The sequence below is a fragment of the Actinosynnema sp. NPDC053489 genome (assembly GCF_044544865.1).
In the GTDB taxonomy this organism is placed as follows: domain Bacteria; phylum Actinomycetota; class Actinomycetes; order Mycobacteriales; family Pseudonocardiaceae; genus Actinosynnema.
Genome location: NZ_JBITXT010000014.1, coordinates 1 through 12,879 on the forward strand (window position 1 = coordinate 1; position 12,879 = coordinate 12,879).

General features: G+C 73.1%; 14 protein-coding genes. 4 read left to right on the top strand and 10 right to left on the bottom strand.

Going from position 1 to position 12,879, the window contains the following annotated elements; translation table 11 throughout:
* Positions 1-91 precede the first annotated feature (91 nt).
* From ACIGNX_RS27680 to ACIGNX_RS27690, 3 genes are all read right to left on the bottom strand, one after another.
* A complete protein-coding gene (locus ACIGNX_RS27680) occupies positions 92-1,246 on the bottom strand; it encodes a hypothetical protein (RefSeq protein WP_396543668.1) in 1,155 nt (384 codons plus the stop codon).
* 100 nt (positions 1,247-1,346) lie between these two features.
* Complete coding sequence (locus ACIGNX_RS27685) at positions 1,347-1,838, bottom strand: hypothetical protein (RefSeq protein ID WP_396543670.1); 492 nt, start codon at positions 1,836-1,838, stop codon at positions 1,347-1,349.
* Positions 1,835-2,122, bottom strand: coding sequence for a hypothetical protein (locus tag ACIGNX_RS27690; protein WP_396543671.1), 288 nt, complete (start codon positions 2,120-2,122; stop codon positions 1,835-1,837). The genes ACIGNX_RS27685 and ACIGNX_RS27690 overlap by 4 nt, the downstream gene beginning before the upstream one ends.
* Positions 2,123-2,469: 347 nt before the next feature.
* On the opposite strand from ACIGNX_RS27690, the gene ACIGNX_RS27695 reads away from it, so the two are divergent.
* Together ACIGNX_RS27695 and ACIGNX_RS27700 are read left to right on the top strand one after the other, a co-directional pair.
* A complete protein-coding gene (locus ACIGNX_RS27695; protein ID WP_396543673.1) occupies positions 2,470-3,348 on the top strand; it encodes a DUF5753 domain-containing protein in 879 nt (292 codons plus the stop codon).
* A 24-nt stretch (positions 3,349-3,372) separates the two neighbouring features.
* The gene (locus ACIGNX_RS27700; protein ID WP_396543675.1) at positions 3,373-3,585 is read left to right on the top strand and encodes a DUF397 domain-containing protein; all 213 of its coding nucleotides are present in this window, start codon (positions 3,373-3,375) and stop codon (positions 3,583-3,585) included.
* A gap of 90 nt (positions 3,586-3,675) precedes the next feature.
* On the opposite strand, the gene ACIGNX_RS27705 is transcribed toward ACIGNX_RS27700, so the two are convergent.
* From ACIGNX_RS27705 to ACIGNX_RS27720, 4 genes are all read right to left on the bottom strand, one after another.
* Positions 3,676-4,239 carry a dihydrofolate reductase family protein gene (locus ACIGNX_RS27705; RefSeq protein WP_396543676.1) on the bottom strand — a complete coding sequence of 188 codons (564 nt, stop codon included), beginning with the start codon at positions 4,237-4,239 and terminating at the stop codon, positions 3,676-3,678.
* 52 nt (positions 4,240-4,291) lie between these two features.
* Positions 4,292-5,053: an SGNH/GDSL hydrolase family protein gene (locus ACIGNX_RS27710; protein WP_396543678.1), complete on the bottom strand. Its 762-nt coding sequence runs from the start codon at positions 5,051-5,053 to the stop codon at positions 4,292-4,294.
* Between the two features lie 73 nt (positions 5,054-5,126).
* Positions 5,127-6,386, bottom strand: a complete 1,260-nt coding sequence (locus ACIGNX_RS27715) for a glycoside hydrolase family 3 N-terminal domain-containing protein (RefSeq protein ID WP_396543679.1) — start codon at positions 6,384-6,386, stop codon at positions 5,127-5,129.
* Between the two features lie 133 nt (positions 6,387-6,519).
* Positions 6,520-7,608, bottom strand: a complete 1,089-nt coding sequence (locus tag ACIGNX_RS27720; RefSeq protein WP_396543681.1) for a hypothetical protein — start codon at positions 7,606-7,608, stop codon at positions 6,520-6,522.
* A gap of 185 nt (positions 7,609-7,793) precedes the next feature.
* On the opposite strand from ACIGNX_RS27720, the gene ACIGNX_RS27725 reads away from it, so the two are divergent.
* The gene (locus tag ACIGNX_RS27725) at positions 7,794-8,873 is read left to right on the top strand and encodes an NAD(P)/FAD-dependent oxidoreductase (protein ID WP_396543683.1); all 1,080 of its coding nucleotides are present in this window, start codon (positions 7,794-7,796) and stop codon (positions 8,871-8,873) included.
* Positions 8,874-8,983: 110 nt separating this feature from the next.
* On the top strand, positions 8,984-10,387 hold the full coding sequence (locus tag ACIGNX_RS27730) for an amino acid permease (protein ID WP_396543684.1): 1,404 nt from the start codon (positions 8,984-8,986) through the stop codon (positions 10,385-10,387).
* Here the strand turns inward: ACIGNX_RS27730 and ACIGNX_RS27735 are convergent.
* The 3 genes from ACIGNX_RS27735 to ACIGNX_RS27745 all read right to left on the bottom strand — a co-directional run bounded on the left by ACIGNX_RS27735 (position 10,369) and on the right by ACIGNX_RS27745 (position 12,437).
* Positions 10,369-10,917 (bottom strand): carboxymuconolactone decarboxylase family protein, encoded by a 549-nt coding sequence (locus ACIGNX_RS27735; protein WP_396543686.1) that lies wholly within the window; start codon positions 10,915-10,917, stop codon positions 10,369-10,371. The genes ACIGNX_RS27730 and ACIGNX_RS27735 overlap by 19 nt on opposite strands.
* Positions 10,918-11,041: 124 nt before the next feature.
* Positions 11,042-11,506 (bottom strand): hypothetical protein, encoded by a 465-nt coding sequence (locus tag ACIGNX_RS27740; RefSeq protein WP_396543687.1) that lies wholly within the window; start codon positions 11,504-11,506, stop codon positions 11,042-11,044.
* A gap of 13 nt (positions 11,507-11,519) precedes the next feature.
* Positions 11,520-12,437: a hypothetical protein gene (locus tag ACIGNX_RS27745; RefSeq protein WP_396543688.1), complete on the bottom strand. Its 918-nt coding sequence runs from the start codon at positions 12,435-12,437 to the stop codon at positions 11,520-11,522.
* Positions 12,438-12,879: the final 442 nt, after the last annotated feature.

The following is a 12,879-nucleotide window of genomic DNA, read 5'->3' on the forward strand; positions in this document are numbered from 1 at the left end:
CAAAGCTACGAAGCAGGACTGCATCTACGAGGAGCGATCATGTGGCTGAAGACCCTGACCCCAACCACATGATCCGAACCCCAAACAGCTCCTAGTACGCCGACGCGCGCACCGCGAAGACCGATCGGTTGCCCGCGTACTCCGTCAGCGACCACAGCTGGCCCTTGGCGGGCCAGTACGACACGTCCTCCGGCCCGATCGGCAGCACGTCCCGGTGCACCACCACCGACCCGCCCGGCTCGAACGTGGCCAGGTCGCCCGCGTTGCCGCTGCCGTCGCTGGTCGAGAGGTAGAACTTGCCGTTGATCGCCGTCGCGCCCTGCATGCTCTGCACCGAGACGTCGTAAGCCTCGCTCGCGTGGGCGTAGCCGTCCGGCGCCGTGGTCAGCATGCGGGTGGTGTAGTCGATCGGGAAGCGGAACAGGCGGCTGCCCGCGCCCGGGTTGGCGTACTCGCCGACGACCACGCTGTCGGGGGTGCTCGTGCGGTCCAGGGAGGCGAACGAGAACCGGATCGCCGGTTGCCCGTCGGTGGTCGACTGGTTGTACGCGAAGACCTGCGGCAGGACGTACTTGTAGCCGTACGCCTGGTAGCTGCCGTCGGCCTGGCGGCCGATGGCCGAGCCGTCGCTGGTGCTGGTCTGCCACAGGTGCCGCAGGTCGAACACGCGGAAACCGCTGCTCGTCGACGCGACGTAGAGGTGGTGGCCGTACCAGAACATCCCGCCCACGTGCAGGTTGATCGGCCGGAACGACGCCTGGCCCGCGCCGGTGGTGCAGGGCTCGACCAGCAGCACGTGGCGGTAGGTGGGCGCGGAAGGGGTGGCGTAGTCCACGAACGAGACCCGGATGCCCCGGTCCAGCCCGTCGGTGCCGTTGTCGTACCAGCTCACCAGGATCGCCGTCGAACCCTCGTAGGTGCCCTCGCCGTACGCGTCCGCCGTCGTGGTGATGCCCTGCGGCACCCAGTAGGCGACGTCGTCGTCACCGCTGTTCCAGCAGAACGCGGCGACGCGGTTGGCGGCGGCGGGGGAGCAGGGGGTGGCGGCGCGGTTGCCGTCGCCGACCACGGTCGGGACGCTCACGTTCGGCAGGGCCGCGTCGAGGTCGTCGATCAGCCCGGAGTACGCGGTGGCCTTGAGGCGGAAGCTCGCGGCGGGCAACGCCGCGGCCGCTCGCGCCACCGGGGTGATCGCCGTGACCAGGACCGCCGCCAGCACGACGACCGCCACTCGGTACTTGTTCACCAGACCACCACCGTTGTCGGTCGATTGCTGACGGACAGCCATCATGGCGCGCGATCGGCCGGCGGGGCAACGACCGCCCCCGAAGGGGCGGCCGTCGGGTTCACACCACTGCCGGACCCCGGTGGCCCGCCGCCCGCGCGGCGAGGCTCGCCGTCGCCCACGCGGCCTCGGCCGCTTCGTCGGCCTGGCCCATCGCCTGCGCCGCCGCGCGGGCGGCGGTCTGCGCGCGTTCCGCGGCCTCGGCGGCCCGCGCGGCGGCGCGCTCCGCCAGGTCGGCCTGCTCGCCGGCACCCGCCGCCCGCGCGGCACCGGCCTCCCGCCGCGCCACGTCCGCGGCCGTGAGCGCCTGCGCCCCGGCGTGGTAGGCGTCGCCCACGACGTCCTCGGCCGCGTCGACCCGCGCCATGTCGCGCAACGCCGTCGCGGCCTGGTCGCGCAGCGCCCGCAGGTGCGACTCGCCCAGCGTGATCTCCACGTTGTCCCCGATCGCGAGGAACGCCTGGCTGTCCAGGCTCCCGCGCAGGTCGATCGACACGCCCTCGGTCAACCGCAGGCCCACGCTCGTGACGACCTGCCGGTCCACCCAGCTCACGACGCCTCCACCTGTCCGTTGTCGTCCACCGACACCTCCGTCTCCTTCCTCGACCCACCGGTCACCACCTCGGCGACGTCGGAGGCCGACACCATCACCGACTGGCCCGTCCGGTCGATCAGCACGGGGAACGCGCAGGACTTCCAGCAGCCCTCGTACGCCGTCACGGTCCCCGTGCGCCCGTCGCGCAGCCGCACCCGCGTGCCCGGCCTGGGACGCAGGCCGGTGCCGCTGTCGTGCGTGGCCCACCACGACTCCGGGTCACCCGGGCCCGCGGCGGTCACGTCGCCACCTCCGCGCCGAAAACACACGTACGGGTGGTTCCGCGCGTGGTGATCGACACCGCACGACATCGCCGCGCCGGCCGGGGAGCACGCCGTGTGACCGAAAAGCCGCTGCTCAACCGCATTCTGTCCCGGTCCATGCCCTGCCTCCTCCGGAGTTGGTGACCCGCTGGGTCGGCCGCCGCGCACGTGAGACGCTGTGGCCTGCACAACACTTCCGGCATGAGTTAATCACGTACGTACCTTTTTTGCGCTGCTCTATCGGGTGAAACGGGTTTCCTTTCGGGTGTACGTGCGGTAAGCACGTACTAACAGCTTGGTCATCGGACGACGGGGAGCGCGCCTTGGTGAAGAACAGCGACGACAGCGCGATCAGCCAGCGGCGCCAGCTCGGCGCGGCGATGCGCAGCTTCCGCAAGGACGCGGACATCGACCGCGACGCGGCGGCCGAGCTGATCGAGGTCACCGGTCCGACGCTGACCCGCAAGGAGTCCGGCCAGTTCAAGTTCAAGCGGCAGGAGGTCGAGACCCTGGCCGCCGCCTACGGCGTGGGGCACGAGGAGCTGGCCATGCTGGTCGAACTGGCCCGGGAGGCCCGCGCCAGCACCAAGCGCGGCGAGTTCCCGATGTTCGTGCCGGTGCGGGCCCGCGCCTACCTGGAGCTGGAGCGCAACGACGCCGTGGAGATCATGGCGGTGACGCTGAGCTTCATCCCGCTGTACTTCCAGACCGAGGCGTACATGCGGGAGCTGTGGCTGCGCAACGGCGAACTGCTGTCCGCGGCCAGGATCGAGGAGCTGGTCAAGCTGCGCCGGACCAGGCAGCAGGTCGTCACCAAGCGGGACGCGCCGATGATCCGCGCCGTCATCCACGAGTTCGCGCTGCGGCTGCCGGTCGGCGGTCCGGACGTGATGCGCGAGCAGCTCCGCGTGCTGGCCGCCGCGTGCGAGCTGCCCAACGTCGAGATCCAGGTGCAGCCGATCGCCGCCGGGGCGTTCCCCGGCATGGACTCCACCTTCTCGCTGCTGCGCTTCCCGGCCGGGGTATCCGGCGACGTGGTGCAGGTCTACGGGCACGCGGAGTCGTTCTACCGCGACCGCCGGGCCGCGACGGAGCCTTATCGGGCCGTGTGGGACCGCCGCAGGGTGGCCGCGTTGGACTTGCAGGCTTCCAAGGCCCTGATACTGGACGCAGCGGCCTCCTTCGGCCCGGAAGCAGCCCCTTGACCCGACGACGATGCGGATTGAGCGATGACGGAGCACTTGGCGTGGCGCAAGAGCAGCTTCAGCACCGGTGAGGGCAGCGGCGGTGAGTGCGTCGAACTCGCGCCGACGGCCGACGGCCGGGTGGCCATGCGCAACTCGACCCTCGGCGAGGCGAGCCCGGTCGTGGTCTACACGAAGGGCGAGCTGCGGGCGTTCCTGCTGGGAGCGAAGAACGGCGAGTTCGACGACCTGGTCTGACCCGGTCGCGGGCACCGGCGGGTGACGGCGCCTCCGTGATCCCGGTGAACCGGCCGGGACCACGGAGGACGGCCACCGGTGCGTGCGCGGTCAGCGCTTCGTCCGGTACCTGGTCATCACCACGCCGCCGGGGAAGGTGCGGGTCTCCACCAGGTCCAGGCGCACCCGGTCGTCCAGCGCGCCGAAGAACGGGGTGCCCCCGCCGACGAGGACCGGGTGGGTGACGATCTCGTACTCGTCGACCAGCCCGGCGCGCACGGCGGCCCCGGCGAGCGTCGCGCCACCGACCCTCATCGGCCCGCCGTCCCCGGCCTTGAGCCGGGTGATCTCCTCGACCGCGTCGCCGCCGACCAGGCGGGCGTTCCAGGCCACGCCGTCGAGCGTCGAGGAGAACACCACCTTCGGCGTGTCCCGCCAGTTCCGCGCGAACGCCACGTCCGTCGGGGTGGCGCCGGGGTGCTGGTCGCCGGTCGGCCAGTGGGAGCTCATCGTCTCCCACAGCTTCCGCCCGTACAGCAGCAGGTCGATCCCCTGCTCCCGCTCCAGCCACCACTGGAACAGCTCGTCGCTCGGCTCGCCCCAGTTGTGGTCGTCGCCGGCCGCCGCGATGTAGCCGTCCAGGCTCAGGTTCATGCCGTAGATCAGTTTCCGCATGGCGTCACCCTCTCCCGGGCGGCCGGCGGGCCGTCGGGCGGGTCGGCCTCCCTCAGACGAGGGGGCGGGCCTCGACGGGCACCCAGTCGGGGTGCTTGCCGGTCGCGTCGTCGCCGGAGGAGATGCCGCGGATGCGGCGGTTCACCCAGGGCAGCACGTGCTCGCGGTAGTAGCGGGTCTCGACGCGCAGGCTCCGGCGGGCGACCGGGCCCGGGGCGACGGCGTGCGCCTCGGCGGTGTGCCCCAGCGCCTTGAGGACCAGGGAGGCGACGCGGCGGTGGCCGGCGGCGTTGAGGTGCAGCCGGTCCGGCGACCAGTACTCGGCCCGGCGGCTCTCGACGTCGTTGAACGCGTCGACCAGCAGGATGTCGTGCCGGGCGGCCAGTTCGGCGATCCGGGCGGTCAGCACCTCGCCGCGCCGGTGGATCATGCGGCCGAACGGCAGCCGCTGCGACGGGTCCGCGCCGCTGAGCAGCACCAGCCGCACGTCCGCCGCCAGGCACCGCAGGATGACCCGCTCGGTCAGCCCGACCAGCCGCTCCACGTCGATGCCGGGGCGCATCATGTCGTTGCCGCCGCCGTTGAAGGTCAGCATCGTCGGCGCGGGCGACAGGGCCAGCGCCTTGTCGAGCTGGGTGGTGGCGATGGGTTCGAGCAGCCTGCCCCGGACGGCGAGGTTGGCGTACCGGACGGTCTCGCCGAGCGCCGCCGCCATCCCCTCCGCGACCAGGTCCGCCCACCCCCTGGGCGTGCCGTCGGGGCGTTCGTCGCCGACCCCTTCGGTGAAGCTGTCGCCGATGGCCACGTATCGCACTGCCGCCGCCTCCCGTGTCGGAACGTCACGGGCCAGCATATGAGCCGCCTCCTGCGGCCTCGCCGCAGGAGGCTCAGCAGGCGTGCTTGGCGGTCAGCACCCGCTTGGCCGCCTCCGCCACGCGCGGCGCGGGCAGCGCGCCGGACGCGACCGCGCCCTCCAGGTGGTCCAGCACCTCGGCGACGCGACCGCCGGAGGACCACAGGGCGATGTCCGCGCCCGCCGCGAGGGCCTGCGTGACGGCGTCGGGCAGGCCGACCCGGTCCGTCACGGCGCGCATCGCGCCCAGGTCGTCGGTCATCGCGGGCCCGGAGAAGCCGAACTCGCCGCGCAGCAGCGCGTACGCCTGCGGGCTGAGGGTGGCCGGCACGCCGTTGGTCAGGCCCGGCACGTCGATGTGGCCGACCATCACCACGACGTCGCCGAACCGGGGCAGCTCCCGGTAGGGGAGCAGGTCCGCGCCGAGCAGCGCGTCCAGCGGGGGCGAGGTGACCGCGCCGAGGTGCGAGTCGCCGCTGGTGTTGCCGTGCCCGGGGAAGTGCTTGACCACGGGCGTGACGCCCGCCTGGTGCAGGCCCTCGGCGAACGCCAGCGCGTAGCCCAGCGCGACGTCCGGGTTCGCGCTGAACGAGCGGTCGCCGATGACCGTGCGGTCGGGCTGGCCGCTGGTGTCGAGCACCGGGGCCAGGTCGGTGGTCACGCTGCGGGCGCGCAACGCCTGCCCGCGCTTCACGGCCAGGGCGCGGACCTGGTCCGGCGTCAGCTCGGCGGCCATCTCGCGGGCGCTGGGCAGCGGGCCGTCGAGCACGTCCAGGCGCTGGACGCGCCCGCCCTCGTCGTCCACGGCGACGGTCAGCGGCAGGGAGGCCGCGGCGTGCACGGGTGCCAGCGCGCCGGCGCTGAGCAGGCCGACGTCGTCCCCACCGATGAAGATCCCGCCGACCTGCTGGTCGCGGACCGCGGCGAGGGCGTCGGCGGGACCGCGCGGGTCGACCCCGACGACGAGCAGTTGGGCGAGCCGGGCCCGCAGCGGCAGCGCGGCGACCTTCTCCGCGCACGCGTCCACGACCGGCGCGGGCCGGGGCGCGGAGGAGGAAGGGGACGACGGCGCGGACGTGGACGTGGGCGGGGCGGTCGTGGACGTCGACCCCCGGGCCGCGGTGTCGGCCGACCGGTCACCGCGCACGGCGGTCGTGACGACCAGCAGGGCGGCGACGACCGCGCCGAGCGCCACGAACAGCAGCAGCGTCGAGGTGCCGGCTCCGCGGCGGCCGGTGCGCCTCGGCGTCGGAGGGGTGCGCCGGTGCCATTCGGATTCCGCGTCGTGGGGCATCGGACCCATGGTATCCGCTACCGCCGATCGTGCCGGGACGGGCGCGTTCCCGATCATTTCCAGACCACCGGGAAATGTGAATGCGGTGTCGAAACCCGCGTTCCCCGTGACGTTCGTCGCGGTTCCCGCGTGATCAGGACCGCCGCCGGCGCCGCCCGCGGATCGCCTCGTCGGTCGTCGCCGGCGGCCCGCTCCGGGAGCGGGCGAAGGCCATCGCCCGCTCGTGCTCGTCGACGGTCACCGGGTCGGTCAGCGCGCGGCGGCCGATCAGGTCGCACGCGCGTGCCGGGCGCGGGTCTGCCTGGTCGGAGGTGGTGAGCTGGGTGCGCACGAGGGCGTGCGCGGTGGCCCAGTCGCCCCGCCTGGCGGCCCGCGCCCAGCCGGTGGTGTCACCGTGCTCGACGAGGTCGAGGACGCCCTGGCCGTCCGGTCGGCCGCACAGGTAGCCGGCGCGGAAGGCGAGCCACTGCGGGCGGCGCATCGCCGGCAACAACGGCGAGAAGTCGGCGGCGCACTGCGCGTCGCCGGGGTGGTGGACGAGGGCGACGGGTTCTCGTCCGTCGCCGACGAGCGAGGCATTCCGGTGCGCCGAACCGAACGTTTCCCCGGTTTCCCGGGCGGCGGCGAAACCGTTGCGGCCCCCGGGTGTCCGGAGGAGTTTTTCGACGGTGTCGCGTTCCGCGCCCGGCGGGCCGTGCCACAGGTGGTCGAATGCGGCGAAGTCGACCCGCGGGTCCCGGGCCCGAAAGGTGTGCGGCGAAGCGGGCGCGGCGGAGGCCAGTGCGTGAATGGCGTGCGACGAACCGATGACCAAGGGGAAGTCTTCCGGGAACCGGATGACCAGTGGCCGTGATCGGCGGGCGCGCCGTTCGGGCGGCACCACCGCGCCGCGCTCGTCCACCGTCACGAAATCCTCGCCCGGGCCGCGGCGCAGGTCGTCCAGGCGGACGCAGGAGAAGCGCGGACCGAGCGAGTGGGCCAGGTTCAGCGGCTGTGACCAGCGGCTTTGATCCGCGTCGGGGTGGCGGTCGAGCACTTCGCGCCAGGGGACCGGAGCGGAGAGCAGAACCATTCCACCCCGGCCGGACACGAGTTCCACCAGGAGTCGGAACAACTCGAACGGGTAAGCCTGCCCGGTGCGCGCGCCGATCTCGGTGAGCGAGGCGGTCCGCCCGGCCAGCACCAGCTCCCGACGGCGCGGGAGGAAAGCGGAATCGCTCATTCGCGCATGCTAGCGCGTGTGATTCCGGCCACGCCGACCGGAATTGGCGACGGGTATTCCCCGTCACCGCGCAACGGCAATCCGGGCGTGCCGGTGCGGGACGGGCGTGGCGGGGTACCGGCCGCTCGGCTATACCTGGAACGACGCAACGGCCCCGGCTCGGCTCGGCTCGGGAGGCAGGTCGCATGGTCGCGCACGTCGTCGTCATCGGAGCGGGGGTCTACGGCGCGGCGGTCGCCGCCTCGCTCGCCCGCAGGGGCGCCCGGGTCACCGTCGTCGACGCGGCGGAGCCCGGCGGCGGCACGTCCGGTGCGACGTTCTCGTGGACGAACTCCTGCGGCAAGCAGCCGCGGACCTACCACGACCTCAACGTGGCCGGCATGCGGGCGCACCGGCGGTTGGCGGCCGCCGTGCCGCACAGCGACTGGTACCACGAGACCGGCAACTTGGAGTGGGCCGCGACCGACACCGCGCTCGCGAGCCTGCGGGCGAAGGTCGACGGCGTGCTCGACTACGGCTACGAGGCCCACTGGCTGACCCGGGCGGAGGCGCTGGACCTCGAACCCGACCTCGACCCGGCCGCGCTGCCCGACGACGGGATCGCCTGGTTCCCCCGCGAGGGCTGGGTCGCCCCGACCCGGCTGATCGGCCACCTGCTGGCGCGGGCGGGTGCGCAGGTGGTGCGCGGCGACGCCGTGACCGGGCTGGAGGTGGCCGGCGGGGCGGTGCGCACCGTGCGGCTCTCCTCGGGGTGGCGGGCCGCGGTGGACGCGGTGGTCGACTGCGCCGGACCCCGCGCCGCGCGGGTCGCGGAGCTGGCCGGGCTGGCGCTGCCGATGCGCAACACCCGCGGTGTGCTCGTGTGCACGCCGCCCGTCGCGGTGGCGGTGGGGCGGGTGGTGCACGCGCCCCACGTCCACCTCCGCCCGGACGGCGGGGGACGGCTGCTGCTGCATGACCCCGAGGACGTCGCCGCCGACGGCGGTGCCGCCACCGCGGTGGTCGAGGCGGCCCGCGCGCTCTACCCCGGCATCGGCGCCGCGACCGCGGAGAGCGTCCGGGTGGGTGAGCGGCCCATCCCGGAGGACGGGCTGCCCGTGCTCGGCCGGGTGGTGGAGCTGCCGAACTTCCACTTCGCCGTCTCGCACAGCGGCGCGACCCTGAGCCTGCACGCGGGTGACCTCGTCGCGGCCGAGGTGCTGGGCGAGGACGTCGGCGACGCGCTCGCCCCGTTCCGGTTCGAACGGTTCACGACGGTCCACTGAGGACGACGGGCTTCGGCTGGCCGAAGTGCCGCCGTTCCCGACGATGGTGCGACCCGCCCGCGCCTGGCACTGTCGCGCTGCCCGCGGACGGCGCGACCTCGGAGGCTGCCTTGGACCAGGCGAACGGCGGGTTGCGGCGGGAGCTGACGAGCCGCCAGATCGGCATGATCTCCCTCGGCGGGACCATCGGCACGGGGCTGTTCCTCGGCTCCAGCCTCGCCATCTCCATGGCCGGGCCCGCGGTGGTGCTGGTCTACCTCGTCGGCGCGCTGGCGGCGGTGGCGGTGGCCTACGCGGTGGCCGAGATGGTGGTGGTGCACCCGGAGGCGGGCGGGTTCGGCGCGGTCGGCGCGCGGTACGCCGGTCCACTGGTGGGCTACGTGCAGCGCTGGTGCTACTGGGCGACCCAGGTGATCACCGTCGGCGGCGAGGTGGTCGCGGCCGGCCTGTACGTCCGGTACTGGTGGCCCCAGGTGCCGCTGTGGGCGTCGGTGTGCCTGTTCTCGCTGGCGATCCTCGGGGTGAACTTCGCGGCCGTGCGGCTGTTCGGCGAGGTCGAGTACTGGTTCTCGATGGTCAAGGTGACGGCGCTGGTCGTCTTCCTGGTGCTCGGCGCGCTGTGCGTGGTGTTCGGCCTGCCCGGCCAGGACGCGGCCGGGCTGGCGGCGTGGACCGCGCACGGCGGGTTCATGCCCCACGGGCTGACCGGCGTGCTGCTGGCGATCACCGTGGCGACGTTCAGCTACGGCGGTGTCGAGTCGGTGGCGATGACGGCCGCCGAGTCGCGCAGCCCGGCCGGGGACATCCCGCGCGCGGCCCGGCGGGTGGTGCTGCGGCTGGCGCTGTTCTACGTGCTGGCGACCGGGATCATCGTGGCGATCGTGCCGTGGACGGAAGCGGCGGCGGTCGACGGCATCGCGCGGAGCCCGTTCGTGCGGCTGTTCTCCTCGATCGGCGTCCCGGCCGCGGCGGGCCTGATGAACCTGGTGATCCTCACGGCCGCGCTGTCGGCCGCGAACACCACCCTGTACCTGGCGTCGCGCACGGTGCACTCCCTGGCGCTGGACCGGTACGCGCCGCGCGCCCTCGCCGCCGTGACCGGGCGGGGCAGCCCGGTGAACGCGGTGCTCGCCTCGACCGCCGGCCTGCTCGCCGCCGCCGTGGCCGCGGCCCTCTCGCCCGACGCGGCGTTCCCGGTGCTGCTGGGCATCGCGATGTTCAGCGGCATGGTCGCGTGGATGCTGATCTTCGTGAGCCACCTGGCGTTCCGGCGCGCCCGTCGGCACCTGCCGCCGGCCCCGGTCCGGTTGCCGGGCGCGCCGGTGACCTCGGTGCTGAGCCTGCTGTACGTCGTGCTGGTGGTGACCGCGACGGCGTTCACCGAGGCGTTCGGACCGGCGTGGCAGGTGGGCGTGCCGTTCGTGCTGCTGGTGCTGCTGTCCTACCCGCTGGTGCGGCTGCGCCGGTCGGCTCGCGACCGGCGGGCCGAGGCGGATCAGGCCGAACCGGTGTAGCCGTGCTCCACGATCCGGCGGGCGGCCTCGTCGTAGCCGTCGGCGTCGTCGCGGGCGAGCGTGCCCAGGCCGTCGACGTAGCGGTTGAACATGCAGAACGCCGCCGCGATCAGCACCGTGTCGTGGATCTCCACCTCGGTCGCGCCCTGCGCCCGCGCCCGGTCCACCAGCTCGGCGGTCACGTTGCGGCCCGACTCCTGCACCGCGCCTGCGATCCGCAGCAGCGCGCGCAGCTTCTCCGACACCGGCGCGGTGTCGAGGTCGGCCCGGACCTGGTGGACCAGGGTCATGCCCTCGTCCAGCTGGGCGGCGGCGAACGCCGAGTGCGAGTCGCAGCAGAACCGGCACTCGTTCAACCCGGACACGTAGGCCGCGATCAGCTCGCGCTCGCCCGCGGGCAGCGAGTTCGGGGCCCGCAGGAGGGCCTCGGCGAGCGCGTTGAGCGGCACGGCCGTCTCGGGCCGGAACCGCATGAGTCCGTTGATGCCGGGGAAGAGGGTCTCGTCCAAGCCGAGCTCGATGTGCGCCATGGACGCACGCTAGCCGTTCACCGACCACTCGGGGGGTGGTCGGTGAACGGCCGCACTGCGTGTTCCCGCAGTGGTGACACCCGGTCCCACCAGGAGGGGAAGGCGGCGGGACCGGGTGGTGGCACTACTTCGCGTGGCCGCGCAGCACCAGCAGCACGGCACCGGTGGTCAGGCCGTAGCCGACCACGTGGCCGAACAGGCTGACCCACTGGGCGCCGCCGACGACGAACACCATGTCGCTCATCATCGGGTCGGCGGTGACGCTCAACCACAGCGGCATGATGATCAGCGCGCCGAGCACCCACAGCGCCGCGCCGTACATGAGGCTCATGGCGTACACGGGCGGCACGGCCTTGAGGTTGCGGGTCAGCAGCCCGAGGCCCGCGCCGGCGATGGCCGAGATCACCAGGTGGACGATGAAGCCGACGACGGCGTTCTCGACACCGATCAGCATGCCCACCATGGGCAGCATGCCGACACCGGCCATCAGCAGGCCGAACACGAGGCCGCCGGCGAGCCCGGCGAGCGCACCGTTCCGGATGGGGGAGTCCGACCTGGTGGTCGTCGGGGCAGCGATTGTCGCGGTCACGGGCACTCCTTCGTCAGTTGTACGGCATGGTCGGGAACCAGCCGATCCCGAAGATCGACGGGACGCGGACGTCCCAGTACACGAGCAGGAAGACACCGAGGGCGATGAGCAGCGCCGCGCTGACCACCGCCGAACGGCGGGTGTTGGCGCTGAACCAGCGCAGGAAGCGGCCCTTGGTGCCCAGGGCCAGCGCCGCGAACACGACGGTGACGAGCAGGACGTTGCCGATGGACTGGAGCACGAACGTCCCCGCGCCGAACAGCGGGTTGCCCGAGTCCACGGCGGATCGGAACAGCTTGATGAACATCGGGTAGGGCCGGCCGATCAGGAACGCGCCGACCAGCGCGCCGAGCACCACCACGCGGGCGACCGGCCGGTCGCGGAACAGGTCGGGCAGCACGCCGATCGCGGCCAGCCCGAGGTAGGCCATGGCCAGGCCCACCAGGCCGAACACGATCGCCGACTGCAGCAGCCGCACCGGCATCGTGCCGATCGTCGCGCTCGACAGCTGCGGCAGGCTCGGCCCGATCAGCACGCCGACCGCCCCGTACAGCGCCGACACCCCGACCATGCCCGCGGTGAAGAAGCCCAAGGGGCGCAACAGGGCCCTCGCGGTTCCCTGCGACGCACCGCCGGCCTGGCTCATCGGTCCGATGGATGCCGCCATGGCGATGTTGCACGCGGTGAACGTGCCCGCCAGCCCGGAGACGAACGCGAACGCGAGGCCCGCGGCGGTGCCGGCGATCGACGCGGTCGCGGCCTCCTCCCCGAGCAGGGTGTTCGCCACGTTGGCGCCGATCACCTGATCGACGAACTCGTAGGACCACAGCACGGCCAGGAGCACGCCGGCGATCACGCTGCCGACGATCAGTCGTCCCGGTCTGGTCGTGGTGGTGCGGTCGGTCCCGATGACGGGCCGGACGTGGGTCATGGGCGGTCACCTCGCTGCGGGTCGGGGCGCGTTTCGGTCGACTCAATGTCCTTGCCGGCCCGTCGCCGCGACAACTTCCAGACTGCTGTCCTGGCGGCCGGTCACCGCAGGGGCGCGCCGGCCCGTTCGTCCGCGCCCGTGCCGCCCGGTGGGTGAATCGGGGTCGCGGCGAATGCCGTGCCACCGATACCGGCTCCGGCCGGGGCGCCGGAACCCGGCGGCATTGAAGCCGAATCACGCCACCGGTGCCAGTGGCACGATCGGAAACCCGATGCGCGGTCGTGGGAAACGCGTTCGCCCGTAGCCCCGCCGCGCGGAACCGAGGTACGTTCGGGTCGTCCTTTCTCCACCGCCGGGGAAACCGATCGACCGTTGCGGTGGTCGCGGGCCGCACTGCTTTCGTCCGGGAACCGACTCGAATTCTCGCGAGCGGAAGAGGTGA

Coding starts and splice junctions, on each gene's coding strand:
- ACIGNX_RS27700 (WP_396543675.1), top strand. CDS start 3,373: ATGACGGAGCACTTGGCGTGGCGCAAGAGCAGCTTCAGCACCGGTGAG.
- ACIGNX_RS27705 (WP_396543676.1), bottom strand. CDS start 4,239: ATGCGGAAACTGATCTACGGCATGAACCTGAGCCTGGACGGCTACATC.
- ACIGNX_RS27715 (WP_396543679.1), bottom strand. CDS start 6,386: ATGCCCCACGACGCGGAATCCGAATGGCACCGGCGCACCCCTCCGACG.
- ACIGNX_RS27720 (WP_396543681.1), bottom strand. CDS start 7,608: ATGAGCGATTCCGCTTTCCTCCCGCGCCGTCGGGAGCTGGTGCTGGCC.
- ACIGNX_RS27725 (WP_396543683.1), top strand. CDS start 7,794: ATGGTCGCGCACGTCGTCGTCATCGGAGCGGGGGTCTACGGCGCGGCG.
- ACIGNX_RS27735 (WP_396543686.1), bottom strand. CDS start 10,917: ATGGCGCACATCGAGCTCGGCTTGGACGAGACCCTCTTCCCCGGCATC.
- ACIGNX_RS27745 (WP_396543688.1), bottom strand. CDS start 12,437: ATGACCCACGTCCGGCCCGTCATCGGGACCGACCGCACCACCACGACC.